Annotated in this window: 12 protein-coding genes; 4 read left to right on the forward strand and 8 right to left on the reverse strand. The window is 66.5% G+C overall.

The window, feature by feature from the left end; translation table 11 throughout:
• Nucleotides 1-57 precede the first annotated feature (57 nt).
• On the reverse strand, nucleotides 58-1,125 hold the full coding sequence (gene arsB / locus KBY88_RS00750; protein WP_315858075.1) for an ACR3 family arsenite efflux transporter: 1,068 nt from the start codon (nucleotides 1,123-1,125) through the stop codon (nucleotides 58-60).
• A 39-nt stretch (nucleotides 1,126-1,164) separates the two neighbouring features.
• Nucleotides 1,165-1,497 (reverse strand): ArsR/SmtB family transcription factor, encoded by a 333-nt coding sequence (locus KBY88_RS00755; RefSeq protein ID WP_254937983.1) that lies wholly within the window; start codon nucleotides 1,495-1,497, stop codon nucleotides 1,165-1,167.
• 84 nt (nucleotides 1,498-1,581) lie between these two features.
• Between KBY88_RS00755 and KBY88_RS00760 the strand changes: the two genes are divergently transcribed.
• Genes KBY88_RS00760 through KBY88_RS00770 form a run of 3 tightly spaced genes read left to right on the forward strand, consistent with a single transcriptional unit; the run spans nucleotide 1,582 to nucleotide 4,119 of the window.
• Nucleotides 1,582-2,655 carry an ArsJ-associated glyceraldehyde-3-phosphate dehydrogenase gene (locus tag KBY88_RS00760; protein ID WP_254937984.1) on the forward strand — a complete coding sequence of 358 codons (1,074 nt, stop codon included), beginning with the start codon at nucleotides 1,582-1,584 and terminating at the stop codon, nucleotides 2,653-2,655.
• The gene (gene arsJ, locus KBY88_RS00765) at nucleotides 2,652-3,908 is read left to right on the forward strand and encodes an organoarsenical effux MFS transporter ArsJ (protein ID WP_254937985.1); all 1,257 of its coding nucleotides are present in this window, start codon (nucleotides 2,652-2,654) and stop codon (nucleotides 3,906-3,908) included. The genes KBY88_RS00760 and arsJ overlap by 4 nt, the downstream gene beginning before the upstream one ends.
• The gene (locus KBY88_RS00770; protein ID WP_254937986.1) at nucleotides 3,901-4,119 is read left to right on the forward strand and encodes a hypothetical protein; all 219 of its coding nucleotides are present in this window, start codon (nucleotides 3,901-3,903) and stop codon (nucleotides 4,117-4,119) included. Before arsJ ends, KBY88_RS00770 begins: the two co-directional genes overlap by 8 nt.
• Here the strand turns inward: KBY88_RS00770 and KBY88_RS00775 are convergent.
• The 3 genes from KBY88_RS00775 to KBY88_RS00785 all read right to left on the reverse strand — a co-directional run bounded on the left by KBY88_RS00775 (nucleotide 4,102) and on the right by KBY88_RS00785 (nucleotide 7,229).
• Nucleotides 4,102-4,302: a Nif11-like leader peptide family natural product precursor gene (locus tag KBY88_RS00775; protein ID WP_254937987.1), complete on the reverse strand. Its 201-nt coding sequence runs from the start codon at nucleotides 4,300-4,302 to the stop codon at nucleotides 4,102-4,104. The genes KBY88_RS00770 and KBY88_RS00775 overlap by 18 nt on opposite strands.
• Before the next feature lie 21 nt (nucleotides 4,303-4,323).
• Nucleotides 4,324-5,535 carry a fatty acid desaturase gene (locus KBY88_RS00780; protein ID WP_254937988.1) on the reverse strand — a complete coding sequence of 404 codons (1,212 nt, stop codon included), beginning with the start codon at nucleotides 5,533-5,535 and terminating at the stop codon, nucleotides 4,324-4,326.
• A 146-nt stretch (nucleotides 5,536-5,681) separates the two neighbouring features.
• Nucleotides 5,682-7,229 (reverse strand): iron uptake porin, encoded by a 1,548-nt coding sequence (locus tag KBY88_RS00785; RefSeq protein WP_254937989.1) that lies wholly within the window; start codon nucleotides 7,227-7,229, stop codon nucleotides 5,682-5,684.
• 184 nt (nucleotides 7,230-7,413) lie between these two features.
• On the opposite strand from KBY88_RS00785, the gene KBY88_RS00790 reads away from it, so the two are divergent.
• Entirely contained in the window at nucleotides 7,414-10,353 is a 2,940-nt protein-coding gene (locus tag KBY88_RS00790; protein WP_254937990.1) for an HD domain-containing phosphohydrolase, read from the forward strand.
• Nucleotides 10,354-10,357: 4 nt separating this feature from the next.
• Here the strand turns inward: KBY88_RS00790 and def are convergent, their stop codons facing one another.
• Genes def through KBY88_RS00805 form a run of 3 tightly spaced genes read right to left on the reverse strand, consistent with a single transcriptional unit; the run spans nucleotide 10,358 to nucleotide 12,844 of the window.
• Complete coding sequence (gene def / locus KBY88_RS00795) at nucleotides 10,358-10,840, reverse strand: peptide deformylase (RefSeq protein ID WP_254937991.1); 483 nt, start codon at nucleotides 10,838-10,840, stop codon at nucleotides 10,358-10,360.
• 36 nt (nucleotides 10,841-10,876) lie between these two features.
• Nucleotides 10,877-12,379, reverse strand: coding sequence for a peptide ligase PGM1-related protein (locus KBY88_RS00800; RefSeq protein WP_254937992.1), 1,503 nt, complete (start codon nucleotides 12,377-12,379; stop codon nucleotides 10,877-10,879).
• A 30-nt stretch (nucleotides 12,380-12,409) separates the two neighbouring features.
• The gene (locus KBY88_RS00805; RefSeq protein WP_254937993.1) at nucleotides 12,410-12,844 is read right to left on the reverse strand and encodes a cupin domain-containing protein; all 435 of its coding nucleotides are present in this window, start codon (nucleotides 12,842-12,844) and stop codon (nucleotides 12,410-12,412) included.
• Nucleotides 12,845-12,957 lie beyond the last annotated feature (113 nt).

Here is a 12,957-nt window from a genome sequence, read left to right on the forward strand (position 1 = left end):
GATTGATCAAATGCGATTGATGGTTTAAGGACGGTTTAAGTCTTGGTGAACCCTGCCTCAGGCCAAGCGCTGGAGGCGCCGCCGCAGCGCCAGCGAGAGGTAAACGAGGCTCACCAGCGCCGGCACCTCGATCAAGGGCCCGATCACCCCCGCCAGGGCCTGACCGGAGCTGACCCCCCAGACGCTCACACTCACAGCGATCGCCAACTCGAAGTTGTTGCCGGCGGCGGTGAAGGCGAGGGTGGCGGTTTTCTCGTAGCTCAGGCCGCTGCGCCAACCAACGGCGAATGCCACCCCCCACATGATCGCGAAGTAGAGCAGCAGGGGGATCGCGATCACCACAACGGTCAGCGGCCGAGCCGTGATCGCCTGACCCTGCAGAGCGAACATCACCACAATCGTGAACAGCAGCCCGTAGAGGGCGAAGGGGCTGATGAACGGAATGAAACGGCGTTCGTACCACGCCAGGCCCCTGGTGCGCAGGCCGATGCGCCGCATCAGATAGCCCACCACGAGCGGGACCCCCAGAAACAACACCACGGCCCCGGCGATCGCCCCGATCGAGAAGCGCACCTCCTGGGTGTCAAGGCGAAGCCAGCCCGGCAGCACCTTGAGGTAGAAGCTGCCCAGCAGGGCGTAGGCCAGCACCTGCACGATCGAGTTGATCGCCACCAGCAGGGCGGCGCCCTCCCGGTCGCCCTGGGCCAGGTCAATCCAGATCAGCACCATGGCGATGCAAGGGGCGATCCCGATCAGGATCAAGCCCGTTCGGTACTCCGGTTGCTGGGGGAGAAACAACCAGGCCAGGCTGAACATCAGGGCCGGGCCCAACACCCACACCAGCAGCAGCGAGAGCCGCAGCAGCGTGCGGGTGCCTGGGCTGAGCCTCCCGCCAGGGCAGCCCATCTCCTCGTAGCGAACCTTGGCCAGCACCGGCACCATCATCACCAGCAAGCCCAGGGCGATCGGCAGGGAGGTCGTACCGATCCTCACCGCATCCAGCGCTCCCTGCAGGCCCGGCACCAGGCGACCAAGCAGCAAACCGCCAGCCATCGCCAGCAAAATCCAGAGCGGCAGAAAGCGATCGAGGGCCGACAACCGGGCCAGCACGGGGTCTGTATCCACGGATCGGTGGGGCATTTCGGTAAACAGAGGGGAGATGCTTCAGCCGCAGGAGGGCGCGCTGGCGCCACAGCGGCTGGCCAGATCGGCCAACCAGGAGCGCAGGGCTTCCAGGGCGACCGGCTCCAGGCGGTAGTAGATCCAGCGGCCCTCCTGGCGGTCAGCCAACAGCCCCGCCTCCTTGAGCACCTTGAGGTGAAAGGAGAGCTTGGACTGGGCCAGATCGAGCTCAGATGTGAGGTCGCAGACGCACTTCTCGCCATGGGCGAGGGCTTCGATCACACGCAAACGCAGGGGATCGGCGAGGGCCTTGAGCAGGGAACGGGCCCGGTCGGACTGGAGCGCAGGGGACGCGGCGGGCAGGGACACCGTCATTCATCAACTCCTCTTGATCAATCAAGCAGATTTGATCTAGGTTACGGCCGCTGGTCACGGCCGCCACTCCTCCGCTTTGCTTCCATGCGCCTCGGCATCAACGGCTTCGGCCGCATCGGCCGCCTGGTGTTCCGTGCACTCTGGGGCCGCCCTGGAATTGAGCTGGTGCACGTCAACGACCCGGCCGGTGATGCCGCCACCGCCGCCCACCTGCTCGAATTCGACTCCGTGCATGGCCGCTGGCCCCAGGCGGTGCAGGCCGACACCGACGGCGAAGCGGATGGCTTTCGGGTGGCCGAGCTGCCGGTGAGCTGGAGCCGCCACAAGGATCCCAGCGCCGTGCCCTGGCTGGCTGCCGGCGTGGACCTGGTGCTCGAGTGCAGCGGCAAATTCAAAACACCCGAAACCCTCGAGCCCTACTTCAGTGCGGCGGGCCTGAAGCGGGTGATCGTGGCCTGCCCGGTGAAGGGGGTGATCGCCGGCGAGGAGGCACTGAACATAGTGTTCGGCATCAACCACCGGCTCTACAACCCCAGCCGCCACCGCTTGCTCACCGCCGCCTCCTGCACCACCAACTGCCTGGCACCGGTGGTGAAGGTGGTGCACGAGAGCTTCGGCATCCGCCACGGCTCGATCACCACGCTGCACAACATCACGGGCACCCAGGTGGTGATCGACAGCTTCAAATCCGACCTGCGCCGGGCCCGCTCCGCCACCAGTTCGCTGATCCCCACCACCACCGGATCGGCCAAGGCGATCGGCCTGATCTTCCCGGAATTGCAGGGCAAGCTCAACGGCCATGCCGTGCGGGTGCCTTTGCTCAATGCCTCGATCACCGATGCGGTGTTCGAGCTGGAGCGCGCGGTGAGCGCGGAGGAGGTGAACGGCGCCTTTGCCGCTGCTGCCGCCGGAGCGCTGCAGGGAATCCTGGGCTACGAGGAGCGGCCGCTGGTGTCGGTCGATTACCTCAACGACAGCCGCAGCTCGATCGTCGATGCCCTCTCCACGCTGGTGACGGGCGGCACCCAGCTCAAGGTGTTCGCCTGGTACGACAACGAGTGGGGCTACAGCTGCCGCCTGGCGGATCTGGCCTGCCACGTGGCGGCGCTTGAACTTGCTGGCCCGGCGGCCGCGGCCGAACACGGTGCCGTTGCATGAAACAGCTCACCGGGCTGCAGCAATACGCGATCGTCACAGCCAATTACTGGGCCTTCACCCTCACAGACGGGGCGCTGCGCATGCTCGTGGTGTTCCACTTCCACCAGCTGGGGTACACCACCCTGGAGATTGCTTTTCTGTTTCTGTTCTACGAATGCTTCGGCATTCTCACCAACCTCTACGGCGGCTGGCTGGGGGCCCGCTTCGGGCTGCGGCTCACGCTCTGGGCGGGCACGTTGCTGCAGGTGGGGGCCCTGCTGATGCTGATTCCCGTCGCCGAAGGCTGGCCGCGCTGGTGGAGCGTGGCCTACGTGATGGTGGCCCAGGCGATCAGCGGCATCGCCAAGGACCTCAACAAGATGAGCGCCAAGAGCGCCATCAAGACCGTGGTGCCGGAAACTCCTGCTGATCCCAACAGAGGCGAAGCCCAGCTGTTCCAATGGGTGGCGATCCTCACCGGCTCCAAGAACGCCCTCAAGGGAGTGGGCTTCTTCCTGGGCGGGGTGCTGCTCGCCACGGTCGGCTTCAATGCCGCCGTGGCGGCGATGGCCGGTGGGCTGTTCCTGGCGTTTCTGGTCACCCTGGTGCTGCCCGGTGAGATCGGCCGCATGAAGGAGAAACCGGCCTTCACGGCCCTGTTCTCCAAATCGAAGGGCATCAATGGGCTCTCAACGGCCCGCTTCTTCCTGTTCGGCGCCAGAGATGTGTGGTTCGTGGTGGCCTTGCCGGTGTTCCTGCAGACCACCCTCGGTTGGCGCTACTGGGAGGCGGGCGGTTTCATGGGCCTCTGGGTGATCGGCTACGGGATCGTGCAGGGCTCCGCCCCGGCCCTGCGGCGCTGCTGGGGGCAGAGCGCTCCGCCGGGGGTGTCCGCCGTGCAGTTCTGGAGCGCCGTGCTCACGGCCATTCCGGCCCTGATCGCCGTGGCGCTCTGGCGGGAGGTGGCCCAGCCGGGGGTGGCGATCGTGGTGGGTCTGGCCGCCTTCGGCGTGGTGTTCGCGATGAATTCCTCGATCCACAGCTACATGGTGCTGGCCTACACCGACGCCGAATCGGTGAGCCTCAACGTGGGCTTCTATTACATGGCCAATGCCGCCGGCCGGCTGGTGGGCACCCTGCTCTCCGGTGCCCTGTTCCTGGTGGGCGGCCTGCAGGCCTGCCTGTGGTGCTCGGCGCTGCTGGTGGCTCTCTCCTGGCTCTCCAGCCTCAGACTGCCCGCCACCCGTTCAATGGTTGCTGCGTCCCATGGTTGACCTGCCTTCCCAACCCTTACCTGCCAGCTCCAACTCGATCCGTTTTCCCGTGGCCTGGCTGTTGGGTCTGGTGCTGGTGGATGGCAGCTTCCTCTGGGCCGCCGAGCGCATCAGCCAGCCCAGCTGGGGCAGTGCCGTGCTGTTGATCGCCGCGGTGATCAACGTGCCCCTCTTCCTGGGGGCCTTGCTGCTGCTACGCGCGAAGTTCTGAGCGCGGCCTGATCGCCTGCCCCTCGAGGCGGGATTGGATCAGGTCTTCGCGGGTGATCCGGTACCCCAGTCGCCGGGCGGCCAAAACGAGCTCGTGGCTGCTGCGGCAATGCTTCAAGGCGCGCCGCAGGGCTCCGTCGGCCTCGGCCTCATCCACCAGCCTTTCCAGTTCTGCGCGCGCCATGACCCTCTTTCGGGGATCAATTCACCTTGCCGCGGCAGCCCCCCGCTGGCCAGCCTCTTCACGTCCCTTCATGCTTGCGAGCTCCACCACCGTGGGCGGCTCAGGAAGGTTGGAGCCCTTGAAACCGTTCGCCGCCTGTTGGCGCACCGCCTCAATCGAGGTGAGGCTGTCGGTGGCGGGATCCCAGAGGATGTACTTGAAGCAGTTCGGGATCTCGGAAAGGCGCAGGGTGTGAACCCCTGTGAGCAGGTGGGCGTTGGCCTGGTGGGCTTCCCTGAGGCGGTAGTTGGGAATACGCGCTGAGAGGTGATGGATGTTGTGGTAGCCGATGTCCGCGGAGAACCAATTGAGCAGTGCCGGCATCTTCAGGTAGCTGGAGCCCTCAATCGCCCCTTTGAGGTAGCTCCAATCGTCGGTGCGGTGGGCGTAGGAGCCCTCGTAGTTGTGCTGCACGAAGAAGATGCAGATGAAGATCGCCGCCGAACAGGCCATCACGATCGAATAGACGCTCCAGAACAGCCCCAGGCCCAGCCAGTGGCCCATCAGGGCCCAGAGACTGAGCACACAGACGTTGTTGCCCAGCAGATCCCAGAATTCTCCGGTGGTGTACCAATGGCGGCTGCGGTAGCTCGCGAAGATCGCCGCAACGCTGCAGGAGGGATCCTCCCGGTGGCAATCCAGACCGTGGCGCACAAGCCCCACCAGGCCCAGCACCAAAGCCAGCCGTGGCTTGATGATCAGATAGAAGAATCCCCCCGGAATCAGCATCAGCGGCTGGCGCAGGAAGGCGTAGAACCACTGGCGGCGGCGGCTCAACGCCAGAAACTGGCCTGTGGTGATCAGCGCTGATGGCCCCCGGTAAAGCTCCCAGTTGCCGTTGTGGCGGTGGTGGTAATCGTGGCCCCGCGACCAGGGGTACTGGGGGATGGCATTGATGACCCCAAGCAGAAATCCCGCCGCGCGATTCACCTTCGGCGAGCTGAACAGCGAGGCGTGGCCGCAGTCATGCATCAACGAAAAGCAGCGCGCTGAAAGCAGCACCATCAGCACCACGATCGGCACCGACAGCCAGAGGGAGCTGCGCACGGCCGGACCGATCGCCCACCACAGCAAGCCGAACGGCACCAACGTATTGAGAAGCTGCCAGCTGGCCCACCAGTCGTTGCTGGCCATGTAGGGCCTGAGGCTGAAATCAGCTCGGCTGGGGGTGAGCTGACGGGTGTCGGTGGGCATGGGGGGCAAAGGACGCCTCGTCTGGGTGGGGGCCATGGGCAAGGCAGACCGAGCGCCGTCGCCGAAGAGAAGGTTCCTTGGGCCGCCTCGACACGATGCCTGATCCTGGACAAAGGTAACCATCCCTACGCAAGGTCGTGCTGGGTTCAGAACCTGATCGTGGTCTGCAACAGCACCCCCAGGTCGCTGAAGCGGCCACCGGCATTCTGGGCGCCGGCGGCGTTGCGGGTGAGCTGACCGAAGGGCCGATTCAGATAGAAGACGGCTGGGGTCACCGTGATCCTGTCGCTCATCGGCAGCGCGTACCAGAGCTCGAAAGCGAAATTGCCATCGGCCGGCCGGCCCGAGCGCAGGCCCGTGGCCTGGGTGGGTTGGCCCACGGCCGCCCCCAGGGTGTAGCCCTGGGCCAGCGCATCCTTCCACTCCAGAGCCACCGACCAGGAGCGGCTGGCGCGGACGTTGGTGAGGGCATTGAGGGGCTGGGGTGTGGGGAAGGCGTCAGCGTTCTGGCGGATCCAGCTGCTGCCCCAGCCGGCGCTGATCGAGGGGAGCCAGCCACTGCGCTGCGGTTGCCAGTAGCCACTGAGCGCGAGATTCAGACTCGATCCGGCCGTCCCACCATCACCGGCCGCCAGGATCGCGCTGCCCAGGGTGGTGCCCACATTGGCTCGGGTGCCCGCCTGGCCGCTGCGGAAGGCGGCGGCCAGGGCCCACTGGGGCGCCTGGTAACCGACCTGGGCGGTGAGGTTGGCCCCGCTGTTGCCATTGAACAGACCTCCAGCGGAAGGATTCCCGAACCCGCCCCGCTGGGCCACGTAGCTCACCGACGCCCCCCAGCGCCCCCGGCCCCTGGGCACCTCCTGGCGCCAGATCGCCGCCAGGGTGGCGCCGGTGGCCTTGTTGTAGACCGCCGGAGCTCCGTAGAACGTGAAGAACTCCAGGAGCGCCCCCCCCCGGGCGCCGTACACCGAGGGGACGATCGCCAGGGTGTCATGGTTCCGGCTCAGGGGGCCCACCAGGACAGCGAGCTCCCGGCCGACCGGAAAGCGGTAGGAGAGCCGGTCCAGCCGCATCCCGTTGGCCGCCGCCACGGCAAGGCCGCCGGCGCCGGTGACCGTGGGGCTGTAGGCCGCATCGATCTTGGAGAGCCGCACCGGGGTGCCATCGAAGGCGCTGGCGTTGAAATTGCCCGAGCGGAGCCGGCTGAAGAGAAGGTCTTTGCCGGTGAAGCTGGTGTTGAGGACCAGTCTGAGTTCGTAGTTGAAGCTGATGGCGTCGCGGGGGCTGTTGGCGGGGCTGGTGCCCGGCAGGTTGGCGGCCACATCACCCCCATAGGCGGTGCCCCCCAGCACGAACGTGCTGACGCCCGAGAGGGTCGTGGTGGGGGAGAAGGCCGTTGTCTCCAGCTGAGCCAGCCGCTTCTCCAGCGTCCTGGTCCACCCCTGCCATTGCCTCAGCTCCGGTGCGACAGCCTCCCGCTGGTGCAACGGCCCTTCCATCAGGGTGGGGGAACGCTCCAGGCAGGATTGGAGCTGGGCCGCCGCCTCCAGGCGGCTGAGGCGGGCTGGGTTCTCCAAGGGGCGCTCTCGGATCGCACCGCCGCAGCCGTGACGTTCCAGCCCATCCGCCAAGGTGGCCGCTGCCAGCGGCTCCGCCTTCGCCGCTGCTCCTGAGGTCGTCACGGCGACGGCCATGGTCAAGGCGCGTAGAGCCCGTGAAATCACCCCAATGTTCTTGCCTGACTGGCGAACTGTTGAGGAATCACACTATGACGTGCACCTAGGAGCGTGCCCGGAAAGACGATCCCGAGGGGTGCCACTAGCCTCAGAACGATCCCCTTGGCGCCTCCCCTCCAGGGGTTGTTCGTTACTGAAGCCCATGCTCAGCCGCCTGCGCCTCCATGTCGGTCTGTCGGCCCTGTTCGTGCCGGTGGTGTTGCTCACCGGCGTCGGCATCGCGATCAACTCCTACCAGCGCAGCAGTGACCTTCTGATCAAGGCCAACCAGAAGTTGATGGCGGCGTCTGCGGTCAGGACCTCGGCGGAGGTGCAGCTCCTGATCGATGCCAAGGGTGTGCAGTACAACCTGGAGCGTCTGGCCGTCCTGGGCAAGGCCCGCACGCTGCCCCAACGACTCAGTTTCGTTCCCGCCCTGCGTGACGCCCTGCAAAGCACGCCGGCGGCGACCTCCTACTTGGCCGGTTACGCCAATGGCGACCGCTTCCAATTGCGTTACGTCTGGGACGACGTCGACCGCATCCTGTTCAAGGCACCCGCTGCGGCCCAGTACGTGCTGCAGACCAACGAGCGCATAGGAGCCCGCAACGTGGCCCGGGTCTGGCTGTTCGACAACCAGCTCAAGCTCCTGAGAACTTCGCTGGCACCGGAGTTCGCGACCTACGACCCGCGCACCCGACCCTGGTTCAAGGCCGCGATCGCCAGCCCCACACCGGTCGCCACCGAGGTCTACCGCTTCTCCACCACCGGCCGAAACGGCCTAACGCTGGCCCGCAGGGTCTCCAATGGCGAAGCTGTGATCGCAGCAGACCTGCGTCTGTCCACCCTCAGCGATGTTCTGAAACGCCAACGCATCACCCCGGGCACCAAGTTGGCCCTGGTCACGGCCAAGGGCGGGGTGATCGCCCTCGATGATCTCGCCCAGTTGCCTGACCGCGATGCGCGCAAGCAGTTGCGCAAGGGGCTGGGCACCCTCAACCAGGTGCCGGTGCTGGTGCTGGCGCAGGTGGGAAACCAGCTGGGCCCCATGGTGGCCGAGGTCAACGCTGGCACCAAGTTGGCGGAGCGGGTCATACGCCAGGGTTCGAGCGACTGGCAGCTGGCGATCACCGCCGGGCCCGTGCTGGGCACAAGCAAGACGTACCTGGTGCTGGTGGTGCCCTCCGATGAGCTGCTGGAGGGAGCCAAAACCCTGCGCCGGGATTCGATCCTCGCCACCCTGCTGGCGATCGCCATCGCCTTGCCGCTGGTGATCCTGATCGCCCGGCGTGTCACCGCGAGCCTGCGGCGTCTGTCGGAGGAGGCGGAGGCGGTGCGCAATTTCGATTTCTCCGATCGCCCGGCCTCCCGCTCGATCGTGAAAGAAGTGGACGACCTGTCGCTGACCATCGATGGCATGAAATCGACGATCCGACGCTTCCTCTCGGTGAGCGCGGCGATCGCCTCTGAACCCAATTTCGAGCGCCTGCTGGAGCGGATCCTGGGGGAATCGATTCTCAACACCAAGGCCAACGGTGGGGCCCTGTTCCTTCTCAATGAGCGGGGCGACAGCCTGGATTCTGTGCAGGCCATGGGGGCCGACCAACGACCCCTGAACCTTCAACCCACCCAGCTGGCCTCGGAGGCCATCGAGCGCAATTTTGCCGATGGGGGCTATGGCGTTGCCGACAATGCACTCCAGGGGACGATCAGCGACCAGGGCTCAGCCGTGGAGAGAGAGCTGGCCAAGGCTCTCAGCCTGCACAACAGTCCCTACCTGGCCGTTCCCCTGCAGAACCGGGAGAATCAGCTTCTGGGTCTGCTGGTGCTGTGGTACGACAAGGTGCCTGACACCGCCTTGGTGGCCTTCACCGAGGCGTTCTCCAGCACGGCGGAGGTCACCCTCGAGACCCGCGACCTGATTCGCGCCCAGAAGGCCCTGTTCGAGTCTTTCATCGAGCTGATCGCTAACGCGATCGACGCCAAGAGCCCCTACACCGGCGGCCATTGCTACCGGGTGCCGGAGATCACCAAGATGCTGGCCGCCGCCGCGGTCGAGGCGAAGGACGGTCCCTTCAAAGAATTCCAGCTCGATGAGGGGCAATGGGAGACCGTGCATGTGGCCGCCTGGCTGCACGATTGCGGCAAGGTCACCACACCGGAATTCGTGGTGGACAAGGCCACCAAGCTGGAGACCATCTATGACCGCATTCATGAGGTGCGCACGCGCTTCGAGGTGCTCAAGCGCGATGTGGAGCTCCACTACTGGGAACAGCTGGCAGCCGGCGGAGACGCCACCGCCCTGGCCGCCGAGCGCGACGCCGAACTCGCCCAGCTCGACGACGACTTCGCCTTCGTGGCCGAATGCAACCAGGGCGGTGAATTCATGGCCCCCGATCGGATCGAGCGGCTCAACGCCATCGCCGCCCGCACCTGGCGGCGCACCCTCGACGATCGCCTGGGGGTCTCCACCGAGGAGCTGCTGCGCAAACAGCTGCAGCCGGCGGTGCCCGTGCCGGCGATCGAGCCCCTGCTGGCGGACAAGCCCGAACACCGCATCGAGCGCCCCGTCGGCAGCACGGCCATCGAGGCGGACAACCCGTTCGGCTTCAAAGTGGACGCCCCTGACCTGCTCTACAACCGCGGCGAGGTCTACAACCTCTCCGTCGCCCGGGGCACGCTCTCGGCCGAGGAACGCTTCAAGATTAACGAGCACATCATTCAGACGATCCGCATGCTCTCGGCCCTGCCCTTCCCGCGGCACATGAGCCAGGTGGCGGAGATCGCCGGCGGCCACCACGAAACGATGATCGGCACCGGCTACCCCAAGCGCCTCAAGCGCGAGGAGATGAGCGAGGTGGCGCGGATGATGGCGATCGCCGACATCTTCGAGGCGCTCACCGCCGTCGATCGCCCCTACAAGAAGGGCAAGACCCTGTCCCAGGCCATGAAGATCATGGGTTTCATGAAGAAGGACCAGCACATCGATCCCGATCTGTTCGCCCTGTTCATCCGCTCCGGCGTCTACAAACGCTATGCAGAGCAATACTTGCGACCCGAGCAGATCGATGCCGTCGACGAAGAGGCGCTGCTGGCGGCCTGAGGGCCTAGGCCGAGGCCCCGAGGTGATCGGGAAACAGCACCCCATCGAGATGGTCGACCTCGTGCTGCACCACTCGGGCGTGAAAGCCCTCCACCTCCCGCTCGATCAAGCGTCCCTGGCCATCGCAGCCCTGGTAGCGGATGCGCGCCCAACGACTCACCGGTGCGCGTCGATCCGGCACGCTGAGGCAACCCTCTTCGCGGCAGTCGCGCTCGGCCCCCAGGGGCGTGATCACCGGGTTGATCAGGACCGTTTCCGGAATCGGCGGTGCCTGCGGGTAACGGCGGTTGACGGTGATCCCGAAGATCACCACCCGCAGGTTCACGTCAATCTGAGGAGCCGCCAGGCCGGCGCCCTCGGCGGCCGCCATGGTGTCGCGCAGGTCGTCGATCAACGCGTCGATGGCGGCGCTGGGGAAGGCGAGGACCGGTTCGGCCAGCCGCCGCAGGCGCGGGTCACCCTCCAGCAAGATGGTGCGAACGGCCATGGTTTTTGCTGGGCAGTGGGTTGTCAACGGTTGTCATCAGCCGACCAGCGTGCCGGCCTGCAGCTCCTGGGCGGCCCGCACCAGCCGTTCGGTGGTGCGGGCATGGAGCTGGGCTGCCTCCTCGGGGCTGCGGCCCATGCTGGTGAGCCCCAGTTTGCCGAACTCCGAGAGGCAACCGAGCAGGTGGAAGACGCTGCCCCGTAGTTCGGCTGGGTCGTAGTTCAGGCCCGCCCCGCAGGCGATGTCGATCAGATCGATCGGCAGCAGCCCCTTCAGGCTGGGGTCACAGAAATTGTCGGTGGCCTCGTAGAAAAGCGCCTGCCCGGTGGGCGCGTGGAACAGGCCCGTGCGGGGATCCAGCCGGCCGTTGGTGGAGGAGCGCAGGGCCAGGTAGGGGTGAGTGGTGCCCCCCTGGCGCAGGTTGATTTCGATCGCCTGCAGCTCCCAGAGCCCGCCCTGGCGGCGCGCCACGAAATCGACGGCGTAGCGCCCCAGGGCCCCTTCGGCGGCCAGGGCCTCCCCCAGCACGCGGCCGTGCTGGTGCAGCTCGAGGCGGTAGGCGCCATCGGCGGGGAAACGGCAACCCAGGTAGGTCTGGCCGCCAGGCCCCCCCAGCACCTGCTCATGGCTGGAGAGCACCTCCACCGTGCCATCGGGGTGGATTGTGCCCTGCACACTCGGGGAGCGCACCTCGCCCCCTTGCAGCCAGGCCTCCACCAGTGCCCCTTGCTCCACCAGCAGCTCGCGCCACTCGGCCGCCGGCATCGGCAGATCCTCCAGGGCCTGACGCAGCAGGCGGCGACGGCCTGCTGCCGATCGCGCAGCCAGGGGAAGAGGGGCCAGATCCAGGCAGGCGTTGCCCTCGCCACTGAAGCCCTCGTTGAGTTTCACCACCACCCGCTCCAGGGCCGGATCGGCCTCCCATAGCGCGGCGCAGGCCTCCGCCAGCGCGTCGAGATCATGGACCCGTTCGCTGCCGGGCGGATGGGGCACGCCACAGCGGGCAAACAGACGCCGACCACCTTCTTTGCTGCCCCAGTGGGCCAGGGCCGGATCAGTGCCCAGCAGGGGGATCTGCAGCCGCTCAGAGAGTTCCAGCTCCAGCGCCGTGACCATGAAGCAACTGATCACACAGCGCTCTGGCCGCAGCGACTCGCGGATGCGCCGCAAGAGCACCGGTCGCTCCAGCAACTTGGCGGTGAGGGAGCGGCTGGAGGCATCGCTGGTGTCAAACAGCGTCAGGCGCCGGCGGGCGTGGGAGGCGGGCATGCCGGGCACCAGCTCCAGCACCGCCTCCACCACCAGCTCCGGCAGCTGGGTGCTGCTCAGGTAGGTCATGCGCGTGGCCGGGTTGCGCAGCCGCATCAACTCGAACAGCTGGCGCTCCTCGTAGTGGTGGGCGCCGCTGACCAGGGCCAGTTCCCGGGGCTCAAACGAGAGCGACGGCACCACGAGCAGATCACTGGCCTCGTCAGCGTCCCCGCCCATGGGGGAGCGGCGCCGGAGCGTCTGCTGCAGTTCCTGGAAACTCAGGGCCATCCGAGCGCCGACAGAAGGCCCGTCGCTCCATCATTCCTCAGGGGCACCGCATTCGCGCAACAGTTGTCGCCATTGGTCCATCAGGGCCGCGGGCACCCGCCGGGGCAGGAAATCACGTGGGTCCGACGGGCCGTGGCGGATCACGGCATTGACCACCGTGGCCGAGCGGCGGCCGATGGTGATGGCGCCATGGGGGACCCCGGGGGGGATGCGCACCAGTGTGGGTTCGTCCTCCCGCAGGGTGATGCGCCGCAGGCGGCGCCCCTGGAGCACCACCAGGTTGAAAGCACCGCGCATCAGGATGATCTGATCGGTCTGCCTGCGGTGACAGAACAGTTCACAGGGCTGGTCGGGGGCCAGCTCGGCGATCTGGGTCTCATCGCTGGGCTGGGGCGGGCAGAAAAAGGTCCGGCCGGCGATGGTGCCCTCCAGGGGCACCACCTCGACGTGTCGGGCCAGGGCCATGGGGTGTCCAGAAGCTGGTTGAAGATTCGCGACGATTCGACGGGGTTGTCGGTGTGTCGGCTACCGATTGTCGCTGCGGTCAGCAATTGACCAACGCCCACCCCCCGCTGAGG

It is taken from the genome of Cyanobium sp. Morenito 9A2, from assembly GCF_024345575.1.
GTDB lineage: Bacteria > Cyanobacteriota > Cyanobacteriia > PCC-6307 > Cyanobiaceae > ATX-6F1.

Excerpts from the sequence above, each read along its gene's own strand:
- arsJ (WP_254937985.1), top strand. The coding sequence starts at position 2,652 with ATGAAACAGCTCACCGGGCTGCAGCAATACGCGATCGTCACAGCCAAT.
- KBY88_RS00805 (WP_254937993.1), bottom strand. The coding sequence starts at position 12,844 with ATGGCCCTGGCCCGACACGTCGAGGTGGTGCCCCTGGAGGGCACCATC.
- KBY88_RS00755 (WP_254937983.1), bottom strand. The coding sequence starts at position 1,497 with ATGACGGTGTCCCTGCCCGCCGCGTCCCCTGCGCTCCAGTCCGACCGG.
- def (WP_254937991.1), bottom strand. The coding sequence starts at position 10,840 with ATGGCCGTTCGCACCATCTTGCTGGAGGGTGACCCGCGCCTGCGGCGG.
- KBY88_RS00785 (WP_254937989.1), bottom strand. The coding sequence starts at position 7,229 with ATGGCCGTCGCCGTGACGACCTCAGGAGCAGCGGCGAAGGCGGAGCCG.
- KBY88_RS00770 (WP_254937986.1), top strand. The coding sequence starts at position 3,901 with ATGGTTGACCTGCCTTCCCAACCCTTACCTGCCAGCTCCAACTCGATC.
- KBY88_RS00780 (WP_254937988.1), bottom strand. The coding sequence starts at position 5,535 with ATGCCCACCGACACCCGTCAGCTCACCCCCAGCCGAGCTGATTTCAGC.
- KBY88_RS00800 (WP_254937992.1), bottom strand. The coding sequence starts at position 12,379 with ATGGCCCTGAGTTTCCAGGAACTGCAGCAGACGCTCCGGCGCCGCTCC.
- KBY88_RS00760 (WP_254937984.1), top strand. The coding sequence starts at position 1,582 with ATGCGCCTCGGCATCAACGGCTTCGGCCGCATCGGCCGCCTGGTGTTC.
- KBY88_RS00775 (WP_254937987.1), bottom strand. The coding sequence starts at position 4,302 with ATGGCGCGCGCAGAACTGGAAAGGCTGGTGGATGAGGCCGAGGCCGAC.
- KBY88_RS00790 (WP_254937990.1), top strand. The coding sequence starts at position 7,414 with ATGCTCAGCCGCCTGCGCCTCCATGTCGGTCTGTCGGCCCTGTTCGTG.